The 14,627-nt window shown below is 63.8% G+C and carries 13 protein-coding genes; 7 read left to right on the forward strand and 6 right to left on the reverse strand.

All coding sequences use genetic code 11. The features are described 5' to 3' along the window. Window positions 1-2: 2 nt before the first annotated feature. Together ACNFBR_RS18560 and ACNFBR_RS18565 are read right to left on the reverse strand one after the other, a co-directional pair. Window positions 3-1,556: a phospholipase D family protein gene (locus tag ACNFBR_RS18560; protein WP_416736238.1), complete on the reverse strand. Its 1,554-nt coding sequence runs from the start codon at window positions 1,554-1,556 to the stop codon at window positions 3-5. A gap of 61 nt (window positions 1,557-1,617) precedes the next feature. Next, window positions 1,618-3,048, reverse strand: coding sequence for a PLP-dependent aminotransferase family protein (locus ACNFBR_RS18565; protein ID WP_416736239.1), 1,431 nt, complete (start codon window positions 3,046-3,048; stop codon window positions 1,618-1,620). Window positions 3,049-3,226: 178 nt separating this feature from the next. Between ACNFBR_RS18565 and ACNFBR_RS18570 the strand changes: the two genes are divergently transcribed. After that, window positions 3,227-3,457 (forward strand): DUF1127 domain-containing protein, encoded by a 231-nt coding sequence (locus tag ACNFBR_RS18570; protein ID WP_416736240.1) that lies wholly within the window; start codon window positions 3,227-3,229, stop codon window positions 3,455-3,457. A gap of 41 nt (window positions 3,458-3,498) precedes the next feature. On the opposite strand, the gene ACNFBR_RS18575 is transcribed toward ACNFBR_RS18570, so the two are convergent. Beyond that, entirely contained in the window at window positions 3,499-4,791 is a 1,293-nt protein-coding gene (locus ACNFBR_RS18575) for an NAD(P)/FAD-dependent oxidoreductase (protein WP_416736241.1), read from the reverse strand. Window positions 4,792-4,963: 172 nt separating this feature from the next. On the opposite strand from ACNFBR_RS18575, the gene ACNFBR_RS18580 reads away from it, so the two are divergent. Beyond that, window positions 4,964-5,317, forward strand: a complete 354-nt coding sequence (locus ACNFBR_RS18580; RefSeq protein ID WP_416736242.1) for a YkgJ family cysteine cluster protein — start codon at window positions 4,964-4,966, stop codon at window positions 5,315-5,317. A 2-nt stretch (window positions 5,318-5,319) separates the two neighbouring features. On the opposite strand, the gene dadR is transcribed toward ACNFBR_RS18580, so the two are convergent. Beyond that, window positions 5,320-5,808, reverse strand: coding sequence for a transcriptional regulator DadR (gene dadR / locus ACNFBR_RS18585; protein WP_003258963.1), 489 nt, complete (start codon window positions 5,806-5,808; stop codon window positions 5,320-5,322). 156 nt (window positions 5,809-5,964) lie between these two features. On the opposite strand from dadR, the gene dadA reads away from it, so the two are divergent. The 5 genes from dadA (at window position 5,965) to ACNFBR_RS18610 (ending at window position 11,790) form a co-directional block, all read left to right on the forward strand. After that, window positions 5,965-7,269: a D-amino acid dehydrogenase gene (gene dadA, locus ACNFBR_RS18590; RefSeq protein WP_416736243.1), complete on the forward strand. Its 1,305-nt coding sequence runs from the start codon at window positions 5,965-5,967 to the stop codon at window positions 7,267-7,269. Between the two features lie 146 nt (window positions 7,270-7,415). Continuing rightward, window positions 7,416-8,489, forward strand: coding sequence for an alanine racemase (gene alr / locus ACNFBR_RS18595; protein ID WP_416736244.1), 1,074 nt, complete (start codon window positions 7,416-7,418; stop codon window positions 8,487-8,489). A 109-nt stretch (window positions 8,490-8,598) separates the two neighbouring features. Then, complete coding sequence (locus ACNFBR_RS18600) at window positions 8,599-9,147, forward strand: cupin domain-containing protein (protein ID WP_012274808.1); 549 nt, start codon at window positions 8,599-8,601, stop codon at window positions 9,145-9,147. A gap of 154 nt (window positions 9,148-9,301) precedes the next feature. Next, window positions 9,302-9,706 carry a c-type cytochrome gene (locus ACNFBR_RS18605; protein WP_033693936.1) on the forward strand — a complete coding sequence of 135 codons (405 nt, stop codon included), beginning with the start codon at window positions 9,302-9,304 and terminating at the stop codon, window positions 9,704-9,706. A gap of 227 nt (window positions 9,707-9,933) precedes the next feature. After that, complete coding sequence (locus ACNFBR_RS18610; RefSeq protein ID WP_416736245.1) at window positions 9,934-11,790, forward strand: acetyl-CoA hydrolase/transferase C-terminal domain-containing protein; 1,857 nt, start codon at window positions 9,934-9,936, stop codon at window positions 11,788-11,790. Window positions 11,791-11,911: 121 nt separating this feature from the next. Here the strand turns inward: ACNFBR_RS18610 and ACNFBR_RS18615 are convergent, their stop codons facing one another. Together ACNFBR_RS18615 and rep are read right to left on the reverse strand one after the other, a co-directional pair. Further along, window positions 11,912-12,484 carry a xanthine phosphoribosyltransferase gene (locus tag ACNFBR_RS18615; protein ID WP_003253535.1) on the reverse strand — a complete coding sequence of 191 codons (573 nt, stop codon included), beginning with the start codon at window positions 12,482-12,484 and terminating at the stop codon, window positions 11,912-11,914. Window positions 12,485-12,549: 65 nt separating this feature from the next. Further along, on the reverse strand, window positions 12,550-14,559 hold the full coding sequence (gene rep / locus ACNFBR_RS18620) for a DNA helicase Rep (RefSeq protein WP_416736246.1): 2,010 nt from the start codon (window positions 14,557-14,559) through the stop codon (window positions 12,550-12,552). Window positions 14,560-14,627: the final 68 nt, after the last annotated feature.

Here is a 14,627-nt window from a genome sequence, read left to right on the forward strand (position 1 = left end):
GGCTACAACATTTTCTCCAAGCCAACCGCCTTGCTGATCCAGGCATTGAACCGCCGCCAGATCCCGCCTGGCTCAGCGGTCAGCATATGCCGCTGGCCATTGTCCTCGGTCGCCCACACCAGCTTGTCCCCCACCAGTTTCACCTGGTAGCTCAACGCAGGCGCCATACCCTGCTGGGCCAGCTCGCGGGTGTATTCGGCCAGCTCCGGGCTGTCCACCAGTACCCCGACCTCGGTGTTCCACAGCACTGAACGCGGGTCGAAGTTGAACGAGCCGATGAAGGTCTTGCGCCGGTCGAACACGATCGCCTTGGTGTGCAAGCTCGAATCCGAACTGCTGCCGTGCAGGCTGAGGCGTGTGTGCACTGGCGCGCCCGGTTGGCGGCGCAACTCGAACAGCTGCACGCCATGCTCGAGCAAGGCCCGTCGATAGGGCGCGTAGCCGCCATGCACCGCTGGCACGTCGGTCGCTTCCAGCGAGTTGGTCAGCAGTTTCACCGAAGCGCCAGCGTCGGCGCGGCCGGTCAGGTAAAGCAAGCCCGGTTCGCCTGGGACAAAGTAGGCCGACATCAGGATCAACTCGCGGTGCACGCTGGCCAGGTCCGGTGCCAGTTGTTGGCTCAGCAGCAGTTGCGGGTCGGGTTCGTCGTCGGCCAGCACCTTGCTCGGCGCGTCCCACAACGCTTGCGCGTGTGCCCAGATCAGCTCGTTGCGCCATACATCCAGCCGAGGTTGCGACTGATAGGCCATCAAGCGGTCGTACAGCGCCTTGCGCTGGGTCCTGGCTTCGGCCAGCGACACTTCCAGGCGATGGCGGCTGGCGTGCAGGTCATTGGCATCCGGAGCACGCCAGAGGAAGTCGGTAATCGGCCGGCTCAGGACGCTGTTCCAGTATTGGTCGAAGCTGTGCCCCAACTGTTCGGCCACCGGGCCCACACCCAGCAGGTCGATGTCGGTGAAGTTGAGGTTGGGCTCGGCATCGAAATATTCGTCACCCAGGTTGCGACCACCCACGATGGCCATGCTGTTGTCCACCAGGAACAGCTTGTTGTGCATGCGCCGGTGCTGGCGGGACAGGTTGAACAGCCGGCCCACGGCGCGCGTCGCGCCGGTGCTGCGGCCCAAATGCAGCGGGTTGAACACGCGGATCTGGATGTTCGGGTGGGCATCGAGGGTGCCCATGATGGTATCCAGGCCATCGCTGGTGGTGTCGTCCAGCAGGATACGCACGCGCACGCCACGGTCGGCGGCGCGCAGCAGTTCGTGCACCAGGGCGCGGGTGCTGAGGCCATCGTGGACGATGTAGTACTGCAGGTCGATGCTTGCCTGGGCGTTGCGGATCAGTTCGGCGCGGGCGCGGAACGCCTCGTTGCTGTTGGGCAGCAGGCGAAAGCCTGAGCGCCCCCCATACGGCGCGGCCTGGCGCAGTATCGAGCGGCCGAAGGCCGAGTCGTTGGCGGGCAGCGCCTGGCTGGTTTCACGGGGCGTGTCGACGCTGGCACAGCCGGCAAGGCCAAGCAGCACCAGCAGCAAGGGCAAGGCTCGCTGGAGTCTCAAAGGTGGATCGTCCTGTGCAGCAAAGGCTTCAAGGGGTTGGACCGTGGTGGGCGGCGCAAAGTTACGCGTCGGCGCTTTCTTCATCCAGTAGACGAAGGGCGGTTTCACCTACCCTGCGCACGGCGGCTTCGATCTGCGGCGTCGGCCGCGCGGCGAAGTTCATGCGCAGGCAATGGCGGAACTTGCCCGAGGCCGAAAAGATGCTGCCTACGGCAACCTGTACGCCCTGCTCCAGTAAAGCCCGGTTCAGACGCAGCGTGTCGAAATGTTCCGGTAATTCCACCCACAGCATGAAGCCACCCTGGGGCCGGCTGACCCGCGTGCCTGTCGGGAAGTAGCGGGTTACCCAGTCGCTCATCAGGTCGCGGCTTCGCTGGTACTGGCTGCGCATGCGTCGCACGTGGGGCTGGTAGTGCCCGGCGGCGATGAAGTCGGCGATGGCCAGCTGCGGCTGGCAGGCGGTGCTGCCGGTGCTGATGTACTTCATGTGCAGCACCCGCTCCAGATAGCGTCCAGGCGCCACCCATCCGACCCGCAGGCCAGGGGCGAGGGTTTTGGAGAACGAACTGCACAGCAGTACGCGGCCATCGTCGTCGAACGACTTGAGGGTACGCGGGCGCGGGTAGGTGTAGGCCAGGTCGCCGTACACATCGTCCTCCAGAATCGCCACGTCGTAGCGCTGGGCCAGGCTCAGCAAGGCCTTCTTGCGTGCCTCGGGCATGATGTAGCCGAGTGGGTTGTTGCAGCTGGGGGTGATCTGGATGAGCTTGATCGGCCACTGCTCCAGGGCCAGCTCCAGCGCTTCCAGGCTGATGCCGGTCACCGGATCCGTGGGGATTTCCAGGGCCTTCATGCCCAGGCCTTTGAGGGTTTGCATGGCGCCGTGGAAGCTGGGCGAGTCCACCGCGACGATGTCGCCAGGTTCGCATACTGCACGGATGCTGCACGACAGCGCCTCGTGGCAGCCGGTGGTGATCACCAGGTCGGCCGGGCCCAGGCGGCAACCCGAGTCGAGCACCAGCCGGGCAACCTGCTCACGCAGGGCCAGGTTGCCGTGGATGTTGTCGTAGTACAGGCCAGGCATGTCCTGGCGCCGGCTCAGCTGGGCGAGGCTGCGCAGCAGCGGCTTGAGGGTAGGGCTGTCGATGTCGGGCATGCCGCGGCCGAGCTGCACCACATCCTGGCGCGGGGTGCTGCGCACCAGCTCCAGCACCTGTTCCCACTGCGAGATATCCACCGGGCGCTGGGCCGGGCGGCTGACCGCAGGCAGGGCCGGCAGGTGGCGGTGGTCACTGACGAAGTAGCCGGACTTGGGCCGTGGCGAGACCATGCCGCTGTCTTCGAGCATGCGATAGGCCTGCTGTACGGTACTCAGGCTGACCCCGTGTTCCACGCTCAGTGCGCGCACCGACGGCAGGCGCTGGCCGGGGCGGTAGAGGCCTTGCTCGATACGGGCACCGAGCATTTCGGCGAGGTTCAGGTAGAGGGTCACGGCATACTCCTGCGCTGCATTGGCATAGCGACCGGTACAGTTGGCCTGAAAATACAGCATTCAGTCGGTCGACGGCCAATTCTGTATGGGAATAATAAGGCTGTATTGGATCTGTATTGTCGACAGTGCCGACGCGCATCCTTTCTCCACGGTATCAACTGAACGGGAGGGTGCGGTGATGGGTGGCATGAGCGATGTGCGCTTGCAACTGTTGGCCAAGGAAATGGAAGCCGGGCAGCAGGCCAAGGTGTTCAACGCGCCGGAGGGTTTGGGGCGTTGGGGGCTGATGCTGCATCGCTGGCATACCCGCAGGGCGCTGCTGCAGCTGAGCGATGACGAGTTGCGTGATGTCGGGCTGAGCTGGGAGCAAGCCAGGACCGAAGGACGCAAGCCCTTCTGGAAGGGCTGACGCGGCCCTGTGGGGGCGGGTAAACCCGCTCCCACAGCGTTTCAGACCAGCTCTTTGAGCCGGTGCCACAGCATCCCCAGGGCCAGCAGCGGCGAGCGCAGGTGCTTGCCGCCCGGGAAGGTGATGTGGGGCACCTTGGCGAACAGGTCGAAACGCCCGCTTTCCTGACCGCTGATGGCCTCGCCCAGCAGGCGTGCAGCGAGGTGGGTGGCGTTGAGCCCATGACCCGAGTAGGCCTGGGCGTAATACACGTTCGGTTGGCTGGCCAGGCGGCCAACCTGCGGCAGGCGGTTGGCGCCGATGCCGATCATGCCGCCCCACTGGTAGTCGATGCGCACATCAGCAAGCTGCGGGAACACCTTGAGCATCTTCGGCCGCATGTAGGCGGCGATGTCCTTCGGATCACGGCCTGAATAGTGGCAGGCACCGCCGAACAACAGGCGGCGGTCGGCGGACAGGCGGTAGTAGTCCAGCGCCACGCGCTGGTCACACACCGCCATGTTCTGCGGCAGCAAGGCGCGGGCACGCTCTTCGCCCAGCGGTTCGGTGGCGATGATGTAGCTGCCGGCCGGCAGCACCTTGCCGCCCAGCTCGCGGTTGAGGCCGTTGAGGTAGGCGTTGCAGCACAGCACCAAGGTCTTGGCGCGTACCCGGCCCTGGGCGGTATGCACCTGCACTTGCGGGCCGTAGTCGATGCGGGTGACCTCGGACTGCTCGAACAGCTTCACGCCAAGGCGGCTGGCCACGGCGGCTTCGCCCAGGGCCAGGTTGAGCGGGTGCAGGTGGCCCGAACCCATGTCGACCAGCCCGCCCACATAGCAGTCGGCACCGACCACGTTGTGGATATCGTCCTTGCCGACCAGGCGCAGCTCATGTACGTAGCCCAGGCTACGCAGGTCTTCGGCGTCTTCGGCAAAACCCAGCAGCTCGGCGGGTTTGTTGGCCAGGTCGCAGTAGCCCCAAGTCAGGTCGCAGGCGATGGCATGCCGTTCTACCCGCTCGCGAACAATCTGCACGGCCTCCAGGCCCATCCGCTTCATGCTGCGCACGCCGTCCTCGCCAATGACCGGGAGGAACTGCTCAAGGCCATGTCCGACGCCGCGGATCAACTGCCCGCCATTGCGCCCACTGGCGCCCCAGCCAAGCTTGCGCGCTTCCAGCAGGATGACCGAAAAGCCGCGCTCGGCCAGTTCGATGGCGGTGTTCAGGCCCGAGTAGCCGCCACCGACGATGCAAACGTCGGCACTGTGTTCGCCTTGCAGGAAGGAATGGTCAGGGTGTGGCGCGCTGCTGGCGGCGTAATAGGAGGCGGCGTGCTGCGCGCTGTGGATCATTGGCGAGGTCCTGAGGGCTGGTGGGCAAGGGAAGGAGGATAAGCCGGGGTAGGGTGGTGGGCAACCTGGCGAGGGCTCGCCCGCTCCCACAGGTACTCTACAATTCTGTGGGAGCGGGCAAGCCCGCGAATGGGCCTATAATTCGCCCAAGTTCCTAGCTTTGTATTCAGCCATGTCCTGCAACCGCCACAAGATCCACTTCCTACGCGAACTCATCCCCTCGTTCGAGTGCGAACCCGGCTGCCACGATTGCTGCGGCCCGGTCACCACCTCGGCGGAAGAAATGGCCCGCCTGCCGCGCAAGTCCCAGGCCGACCAAGCCGCCGCCTTGGAACGCCTGGACTGCGTGCACCTGGGCCCCAACGGTTGCACGGTGTACGAAGAGCGGCCGATGATCTGCCGCCTGTTCGGCACCACCCCGCGCATGGCCTGCCCGCGTGGCCGTGGCCCTGAGCCGATGATCGACCCCGCCGCCGAGCAGCTGGTCCACCAGTTCATAGCCACCACCCGCCAGGTGCTGGTCTAGCCTCAGTCCGGGATCGGCAGGCAGAGGCTCTCCTTTACCTCCTCCATCACGATGTAGCTCTTCGATTCGCGCACGTGCGGCAGTTTCAGCAGGATGTCGCCAAGCAGCTTGCGGTACGAGGCCATTTCCGAGATGCGCGCTTTTACCAGGTAGTCGAAGTCGCCCGACACCAAGTGGCATTCCAGCACGTGGGGCAGCTTCAACACCGCACGGCGGAACTCCTCGAAGGTGTCCCCCGACTTGTAGTCCAGGCTGATTTCCACGAACACCAACAGGCTGCCCTTGAGGTGTTGCGGGTTCAGACGGGCGTTGTAGCCCATGATGATGCCCTCGCGCTCCAGGCGGCGAACCCGCTCGGTGCAAGGGGTGGTGGACAGCCCAACTTTCTCGCCCAGTTCGGTGAAGGAAATACGCCCGTCATTCTGCAGGATGCGCAGGATGTTACGGTCGATCTTGTCCAGTTCACGCTTGCTCTGGTGCTGGGTTCTCATAGGGGATGCCCCTCCGTGAAAGGCGATTTTGCCGAGAATTCTCGCCAATAATAGGCTTTTATATAGTGAATTGCACTGGTCTCAAGTTCCTATACTGCGCCCATTCATGCCATTTCAATAAAAGTCTGCGGCGTGCCGCGTGTGAGGGATAGAACGATGCGAGTTTTGGTACTTGGTAGCGGTGTAATCGGAACCGCCAGTGCCTATTACCTGGCCCGGCAAGGTTTCGAAGTCACGGTGGTCGACCGCCAGCCGGCGGTGGCCATGGAAACCAGCTTTGCCAACGCCGGCCAGATCTCGCCCGGCTATGCCTCGCCTTGGGCCGCCCCGGGTGTGCCACTGAAAGCCATCAAGTGGCTGCTCGAGCGCCACGCGCCCCTGGCCATCAAGCTCACCGGCGACGTCGACCAGTACCTGTGGATGGCACAGATGCTGCGCAACTGCACCGCCAGCCGTTACGCGGTGAACAAGGAGCGCATGGTGCGCCTGTCCGAGTACAGCCGTGACTGCCTCGACGAGTTGCGCGCCGAAACTGGCATCAATTACGAAAACCGCAGCCTGGGCACTACCCAGCTGTTCCGTACCCAGGCCCAGGTAGATGCCGCGGCCAAGGACATTGCCGTGCTTGAACAGTCTGGCGTGCCCTACGAGCTGCTCGACCGCGATGGCATCGCCCGCGTCGAACCGGCCTTGGCCGGCGTGAAAGACATCCTGGCCGGCGCCCTGCGCCTGCCGAACGACCAGACCGGCGACTGCCAGCTGTTCACCACCAAGCTCGCCGACATGGCTGTAAAGCTGGGTGTGGAATTCCGCTTCGGCCAGGACATCCAGCGCCTGGACTTCGCCGGCGACCGCATCAACGGTGTGTGGATCGACGGCAAGCTGGAAACCGCCGACCGCTACGTGCTGGCGCTCGGCAGCTACTCGCCGCAGATGCTCAAGCCGCTGGGTATCAAGGCGCCGGTGTACCCGCTGAAAGGCTACTCGCTGACCGTGCCGATCACCAACGGCGACATGGCCCCGACGTCGACCATTCTCGACGAGACCTACAAGGTCGCCATCACCCGTTTCGACAACCGCATCCGCGTCGGCGGCATGGCTGAAATTGCCGGTTTTGACCTGTCGCTGAATCCGCGTCGGCGCGAAACGCTGGAGATGATCGTCAACGACCTTTATCCTCGCGGCGGTGATTTGAGCCAGGCCAGCTTCTGGACCGGCCTGCGCCCGGCGACCCCGGACGGCGCGCCGATCGTCGGCGCCACGGCGTTCCGTAACCTGTTCCTGAACACCGGTCACGGTACCCTGGGCTGGACCATGGCGTGTGGCTCCGGTCGCCTGCTGGCCGACCTGATTGCGCGCAAGAAGCCGCAGATCAGTGCCGAAGGCCTGGACATTTCCCGTTATGGCAACAGCCGGGAAGTGGCCAAGCACGGGCAGACCGCGCCGGCTCACCAGCAGTAAGTTTGCCTGTGCCGGCCCCTTCGCGGGCTTGCCCGCTCCCGCAGGAACAACGCATGTACTGATAACTGTGCGGTTCCTGTGGGAGCGGGCGAGCCCGCGAAGCGTCCAACACCGATTTCAACCCGAACCACCATAAGGCAGCCGCCATGCGTCCCGCCCGCGCCCTGATCGACCTCCAGGCCCTGCGCCACAACTACCGTCTGGCCCGTGAACTGACCGGTGCCAAAGCCCTCGCCGTGATCAAGGCCGACGCCTATGGCCACGGCGCCGTGCGCTGCGCCCTGGCCCTGGAGGCCGAAGCCGACGGCTTTGCCGTGGCCTGCATCGAAGAGGCGCTGGAACTGCGCGCCGCCGGTATCAAGGCCCCCGTGCTGCTGCTCGAAGGCTTTTTCGAAGCCAGCGAGCTGACCCTGATCGGCGAACACGACCTGTGGTGCGTGGTGCATTCTCTGTGGCAGTTGGAAGCCATCGAGAAAGCCCAACTGCACAAGCCACTCACCGTCTGGCTGAAGCTGGACAGTGGCATGCACCGTGTCGGCCTGCACCCCAAGGACTACCACGCCGCCTACCAGCGCCTGCTGGCCAGCGGCAAGGTTTCGCGCATCGTGCTGATGAGCCACTTCGCCCGCGCCGACGAGCTGGACGCCGACGCCACTGCGCAGCAGATCGCCGTGTTCGAAGCCGCCCGCCAGGGCCTGGCCGCCGAATGCAGCCTGCGCAACTCGCCCGGCGTGCTGGGCTGGCCGCAAGCGCCCAGCGACTGGGTGCGCCCGGGCCTGATGCTGTACGGCGCCACGCCGTTCGAAGTGGCCCAGGCGCAAGCGCAGCGCCTGCAACCGGTCATGACCCTGCAATCGCGGGTGATCAGCGTGCGCGAGCTGCCTGCCGGCGAGCCGGTGGGCTATGGCGCCAAGTTCATCAGCCCACGGCCAACCCGGGTTGGCGTGGTCGCCATGGGTTATGCCGATGGCTACCCGCGCCAGGCGCCCAACGGCACCCCGGTAATGGTCGCCGGCCAGCGTACCCAGCTGATTGGCCGGGTGTCGATGGACATGCTCAGCATCGACCTGACCGACGTGCCTCAAGCCACCGTCGGCAGCCCGGTCGAACTGTGGGGCAAGCAGGTGCTGGCCAGCGAAGTGGCCGCGCACGCGGGCACCATTCCGTACCAGATCTTCTGCAACCTGAAACGGGTGCCGCGGGACTACATCGGCGAATGACACGCTGAAGCGGACAGCTTGAGGGGCGGTGTGTTGTAAATACTGAACGGCATTGCCATGATATCGTTCACATTCACCCCCCTTTCCACCGTTTCAGGAGGCTCCAGCTTTGGACGTCGGCGAACGACTGCAAGCCATCCGCAAGCTCAAGGGCCTGTCCCAGCGCGAACTCGCCAAGCGTGCCGGCGTGACCAACAGCACCATCTCGATGATCGAGAAGAACAGCGTAAGCCCCTCCATCAGCTCGCTGCGCAAGGTGCTGAGCGGCATTCCCATGTCCATGGTCGAGTTCTTTTCGGTCGAGCTGGAACCTGAAAGCCCCACGCAGATCGTGTACAAGGCCCATGAGCTGATCGATATCTCGGACGGTGCGGTGACCATGAAGCTGGTCGGCAAGTCGCACCCCAACCGTGCCATCGCCTTTCTCACCGAGGTGTACCCACCAGGTGCCGACACCGGTGCCGAAATGCTCACCCACGATGGCGAAGAAACCGGCATCCTGCTTGAAGGGCGCCTGGAACTGGTGGTCGGCAACGAGATTTTCATCCTCGAAGAAGGTGACAGCTACTACTTCGAGAGCACCCGCCCGCACCGCTTTCGCAACCCGTTCGACCAGCCAGCGCGGTTGATCAGTGCGGCGACGCCTTCAAACTTTTGATCCAGCGCAGTGCATTGATTCGGCAATACCCCTTTCCCATGTAGGGTCGTTTCACGGCCTCTGGGTTCCCGCTATACTTTTCAACGCTCGCCGATCCGTGGCCGCGAGCGTGATTAGCCACCATGAGGGTGTTCGCGTGAACCAAATCAAGAAGATGCTGGCCGTACCAGCAGCCGTATTCGCCCTCTGGGCAATGAGCGCAACCGCTGCGACCAATGACGACATCGCCAAACGCCTGGAGCCGGTTGGCCAGGTGTGCGTCCAGGGCCAGGAATGCAAAGGCATGGAAGTGGCTGCCGCAGCGGGGGGTGGGGGCGCCAAGACGCCGGATGACATCATCGCCAAGCATTGCAATGCCTGCCATGGCACCGGCCTGCTCGGCGCGCCGAAAATTGGCGACACCGCCGCGTGGAAAGAACGCGCCGACCACCAGGGCGGGCTGGATGGCATCCTGGCCAAGGCCATTACCGGCATCAACGCCATGCCGCCTAAGGGCACCTGCGCGGATTGTTCGGATGACGACCTGAAAGGGGCGATCAAGAAAATGTCCGGGCTGTGAGAAACAGCTGAATTGCACGAGGCCCGCCATAGATGGCGGGTTTTGTTTTTGTGGTGCCCGCACGGGCCCTTTCGCGGGCTCGCCCGCTCCCACAGGTACCCCACAGAGCCTGAGAGTTGTGGTTATCCTGTGGGAGCGGGCGTGCCCGCGAAAGGGCCGGTACAAGCAACCAATTACTCCTGGCCCATGTCCAACCCCTGAACCCATGGATGTCTCAGGAGGCCCTGATGCACCTCTGCTCCATCGAACAGGCTGTCGAGCAGGCCTTGTCCCAGCTACCAGCCCATATCCATATGGGCCTGCCTTTGGGCCTGGGCAAACCCAATGCCTTCGTCAACGCGCTCTACGCCCGGGTACGCGAGCTGCCTGAGCGACGGTTGACCATCTACACCGCGCTTTCCCTAGGCCGCCCGCCACTGGGCGATGGCCTGCAACGGCGCTTTCTCGAACCCTTCGTCGAGCGCGTCTTCGATGACTACGAAGAACTCACCTACCTCGCCGACCTGCGCAATAACAGCCTGCCGCCGAACATCCGGGTCGAGCAGTTCTTCATGCAGCCTGGCAGCCTGCTGCACAGCGAGGCTGCCCAGCAGGACTACATCAGCAGCAACTACAGCCACGCCGCGCGTGACATCAATGCCAAGGGCCTTAACCTGATCGCGCAACTGGTGGCGGCCACCCCCGAGAGGCCTGTCCACCTGAGCCTGGCTTGCAACCCCGACATCACCCTCGACCTGCTACCGATGATCGCCAAGCGCCGTGCGGCCGGCGAAACCATCCTCATGCTCGGCCAGGTGCACGCCGAGCTGCCTTACATGCCCGGCGATTCGGAGCTGCCCATCGATGCCTTCGACCTGTTGATCGACGCAGCCGAGCAGCGCCGGCTGTTCTCCACGCCGAACATGCCGGTCGGCACCCAGGACCACTGTATCGGCTTGCACGCCAGCAGCCTGGTGCGCGACGGCGGCACGTTGCAGATCGGCATCGGTGCCATGGGTGATGCAGTCGCCGCCGCGCTGCTGGCGCGCCAGGGTGATAACGCAGGCTACCGAGACTTGCTCGAAGCGCTGGATGTAGGCCCTTGGCAGACACTGATCGAGCGGGAAGGGGGGCTGGATACCTTTGCCCAAGGCCTGTACGGCTGCAGCGAAATGTTCGTCAACGGCCTGCTGGTGCTGGCCGAGGCAGGCCTGCTGCGGCGCCCGGCGGATGAGCAGGGGCCAGTGGTACATGGCGGGTTCTTCCTAGGCCCGCAGGCGTTCTATCAGTGCTTGAGGGAGATGTCACTGGAACAGCGCGCGCGGTTTGCCATGACCCGCATCAGCTTCATCAACGAGCTGTACGGGCAGGAAGAACTCAAGCGCCGCCAGCGCCGCGATGCGCGTTTTATCAACACGGCGTTCGGCATGACCCTGCTCGGCGCCGGGGTGGCCGATCAGCTGGAGGACGGCCGCGTGCTCAGCGGCGTGGGCGGGCAGTACAACTTCGTCGCCCAGGCCCATGCACTGGAAGGCGGGCGCTCGATCCTGCTGTTGCGTAGCTGGCGCGAGGCGGGTGGGGAAGTGACCTCGAACCTGTTCTGGACCTATGGCCACTGCACCATCCCCCGACACCTGCGCGATATCGTAGTGACCGAGTACGGCATTGCCGACTTACGTGGACAGACTGACAGCGAGGTGATTGCGCGGTTGCTGGCGGTGTGTGATTCGCGGTTCCAGCAGGGGCTCATCGAGCAGGCCAAAGAGGCCGGCAAGCTGCCCAAGGGCTTTCAGCTGGACGCTCGCTTTACCGACAATACGCCGCAACGGCTGGAGGCGATCAGGTCGCGGCATGCGCGGCTGTTCCCGGAGTATCCAATGGGGACGGACTTTACGGCTGAAGAGCGGGACTTGTTGCGGGCGCTGAACTGGTTGAAGAGCAAGTTCAAGCTGAGCGAGGCACTGGAGCTGGGCAAGGCAGCGCTGGATGCGCCGGGGCCGGAGGGGTATGAGGGGCACCTGAAGCGGATGCAACTGGATCAGCCGCATGGGCTAAAGGAGGAGCTTTATCAGCGGCTGCTGCTGGCGGGACTGGCGGCGACCTGAAGATTGCCGGGGCTGCTTTGCAGCCCTTTCGCGGCACAAGGCCGCTCCTACAGTGAGAATGCGATCGCCTGTAGGAGCGGCCTTGTGCCGCGAAAGGGCCGCAAAGCGGCCCCAATGGTGCTTACTCGATGAAGCTGACCACACCACCTTCCAGCGACTTCACCCGGGCCAGCGATTCAACGCGGTAACCCTGGCTGTCCAGCTCGGCGCGGCCGCCCTGGAACGACTTCTCGATCACGATACCCAGGCCTGCCACGGTAGCACCGGCTTGCTTGATGATCGAGATCAGCGCCTGCGACGCCTTGCCGTTGGCCAGGAAATCGTCGATCACCAGCACACGGTCGCTGCTGTTGAGGTGGCGCGGCGAGATGGCCACGGTGTTCTCGGTCTGCTTGGTGAAGGAATACACCGAGGCAGTCAGCAGGTTCTCGGTCAGGGTCAGCGACTGGTGCTTACGCGCAAAGATCACCGGTACGCCCAGCTTCAGGCCAGTCATCACCGCCGGGGCAATGCCCGAGGCTTCGATGGTGACGATCTTGGTCACGCCGGCATCGGCGAACAGGCGGGCGAATTCGTCACCGATCAACTGCATCAGCGCCGGATCGATCTGGTGGTTGAGAAACGCGTCGACTTTGAGAACCTGGTCGGAAAGCACGATGCCTTCTTCGCGAATCTTCTGATGCAGTGCTTCCACTGTGGTATTCCTCGATGTAACAAAGGTGGCCGCAAAATGCGGCAGAGTTAAAGAGTAATGGTTGATCAGCGTTTGAGCATTGCCCGGATATCGGCCAGGGCGTTGTTGCCGCGTGCGGCCTTTACCTCGACCGGAGCGTCGTCCAGGCCTTCCCAGGCCAGGTCGTCCGGTGGCAGTTCGTCGAGGAACCGGCTGGGCGTGCAGTCGATGATTTCACCGTACTGCTTGCGCTTGGCTGCGAAGGTGAAGGCCAGGGTCTGGCGCGCGCGGGTGATGCCCACGTAAGCCAGGCGGCGTTCCTCTTCGATGGTGTCGGCCTCGATGCTGGAGCGGTGCGGGAGGATTTCCTCTTCCATGCCCATGATGAACACGTAGGGGAATTCCAGGCCCTTGGAGGCATGCAGGGTCATCATCTGCACACCTTCGGCGTTCTCTTCCTCTTCCTGCTGGCGCTCGAGCATGTCGCGCAGCACCAGCTTGCCGATGGCGTCCTCGATGGTCATTTCACCCTCTTCGTCTTTTTCGAGGGTGTTCTTCAGCGCTTCGACCAGGAACCAGACGTTGCTGATACGGAACTCCGCAGCCTTGTCGCTGGCGGTCTGCTGGCGGATCCAGTTCTCGTAGTCGATGTCGCGGATCATCTCGTGCAGCGCGGCAATCGGGTCTTCCAGGGCAACCTTCTGGCGCACCCCGTCCAGCCAGTGCTTGAAGCGCTGCAAACGCTCGGTGTAGCGGGCGTCCAGGTGCTCGCCAAGACCCAGCTCCTCACTGGCGGCGTACATCGAGATGCCGCGCTCGGTGGAGTAGTTGCCGAGCTTTTCCAGGGTCGTGGAGCCGATTTCCCGGCGTGGGACGTTGATGACGCGCAGGTAGGCGTTGTCGTCGTCCGGGTTCACCAGCAGGCGCAGGTAGGCCATCAGGTCCTTGACTTCCTGGCGGCCGAAGAAGCTGTTGCCGCCCGACAGGCGATACGGCACCTGGTGGTGCTGCAGCTTCAGTTCGATCAGCTTGGCCTGGTAGTTGCCCCGGTAGAGGATGGCGAAGTCGCTGTACGGGCGGTTGGTGCGCAGGTGCAAGGTGAGGATTTCCATGGCCACGCGTTCGGCCTCGGCTTCCTCGTTCTTGCAGCGGATCACGCGGATCTCGTCGCCCACGCCCATTTCGCTCCACAGTTGCTTCTCGAACGCGTGCGGGTTGTTGGCGATCAGTACGTTGGCGCAGCGCAGGATGCGGCTGGTGGAGCGGTAGTTCTGTTCGAGCATGACGATCTTCAGGGAGGGGTAGTCCTCCTTGAGCAGCATCAGGTTCTCGGGGCGGGCACCACGCCAGGCATAGATCGACTGGTCGTCGTCGCCCACCACGGTGAACTGGTTGCGCATGCCGATCAGCATCTTCACCAGCAGGTACTGGCTGGCGTTGGTGTCCTGGTATTCGTCCACCAGCAGGTAGCGCACGCGGTTCTGCCAGCGCTCCAGCACCTCGGGGTGTTCCTGGAACAGCTTGACCGGTTGCAGGATCAGGTCGTCGAAGTCCACCGCGTTGAACGCCTTGAGCGTGCGCTGGTAGTGGGTGTAGACGATGGCGGCGGTCTGCTCGCGCGGGTTGCGCGCCTTTTCCAGAGCTTCGGGCGGCAGGATCAGGTCGTTCTTCCAGGCACCGATCATGTTCTTGATCTCGTCGATGCCGTCGTCGCCGGAGTATTCCTTCTGCATGATGTCCGACAGCAACGCCTTGATGTCGGACTCATCGAAGATCGAGAAACCCGGCTTGTAGCCCAGGCGCTCGTGCTCCTTGCGGATGATGTTCAGGCCCAGGTTGTGGAAGGTACACACCGTAAGCCCTCGGCCTTCCCCCGGACGCAGCAGGGTGCCGACCCGTTCCTTCATCTCGCGCGCGGCCTTGTTGGTAAAGGTCATCGCCACGATGTACTGGGCACGGATGCCGCAGTTCTGGATCAGGTGGGCAATCTTGCGCGTGATTACGCTGGTCTTGCCCGAGCCAGCACCGGCGAGCACCAAAAGAGGGCCGCCGACGTAGTCACGGGCTTCCTGCTGCCTGGGATTGAGTCGGGACATGCTAGAAACCGGGGTCGCCAGAAAATAGCCGCGCATTCTAACAGGCATGGGGCGGTTGTGGCGCGACC

It is taken from the genome of Pseudomonas sp. NY11955, assembly GCF_048068035.1.
GTDB lineage: Bacteria > Pseudomonadota > Gammaproteobacteria > Pseudomonadales > Pseudomonadaceae > Aquipseudomonas.

Excerpts from the sequence above, each read along its gene's own strand:
- ACNFBR_RS18570 (WP_416736240.1), top strand. The coding sequence starts at position 3,227 with ATGGGTGGCATGAGCGATGTGCGCTTGCAACTGTTGGCCAAGGAAATG.
- ACNFBR_RS18575 (WP_416736241.1), bottom strand. The coding sequence starts at position 4,791 with ATGATCCACAGCGCGCAGCACGCCGCCTCCTATTACGCCGCCAGCAGC.
- ACNFBR_RS18580 (WP_416736242.1), top strand. The coding sequence starts at position 4,964 with ATGTCCTGCAACCGCCACAAGATCCACTTCCTACGCGAACTCATCCCC.
- dadR (WP_003258963.1), bottom strand. The coding sequence starts at position 5,808 with ATGAGAACCCAGCACCAGAGCAAGCGTGAACTGGACAAGATCGACCGT.
- dadA (WP_416736243.1), top strand. The coding sequence starts at position 5,965 with ATGCGAGTTTTGGTACTTGGTAGCGGTGTAATCGGAACCGCCAGTGCC.
- alr (WP_416736244.1), top strand. The coding sequence starts at position 7,416 with ATGCGTCCCGCCCGCGCCCTGATCGACCTCCAGGCCCTGCGCCACAAC.
- ACNFBR_RS18605 (WP_033693936.1), top strand. The coding sequence starts at position 9,302 with ATGCTGGCCGTACCAGCAGCCGTATTCGCCCTCTGGGCAATGAGCGCA.
- ACNFBR_RS18610 (WP_416736245.1), top strand. The coding sequence starts at position 9,934 with ATGCACCTCTGCTCCATCGAACAGGCTGTCGAGCAGGCCTTGTCCCAG.
- rep (WP_416736246.1), bottom strand. The coding sequence starts at position 14,559 with ATGTCCCGACTCAATCCCAGGCAGCAGGAAGCCCGTGACTACGTCGGC.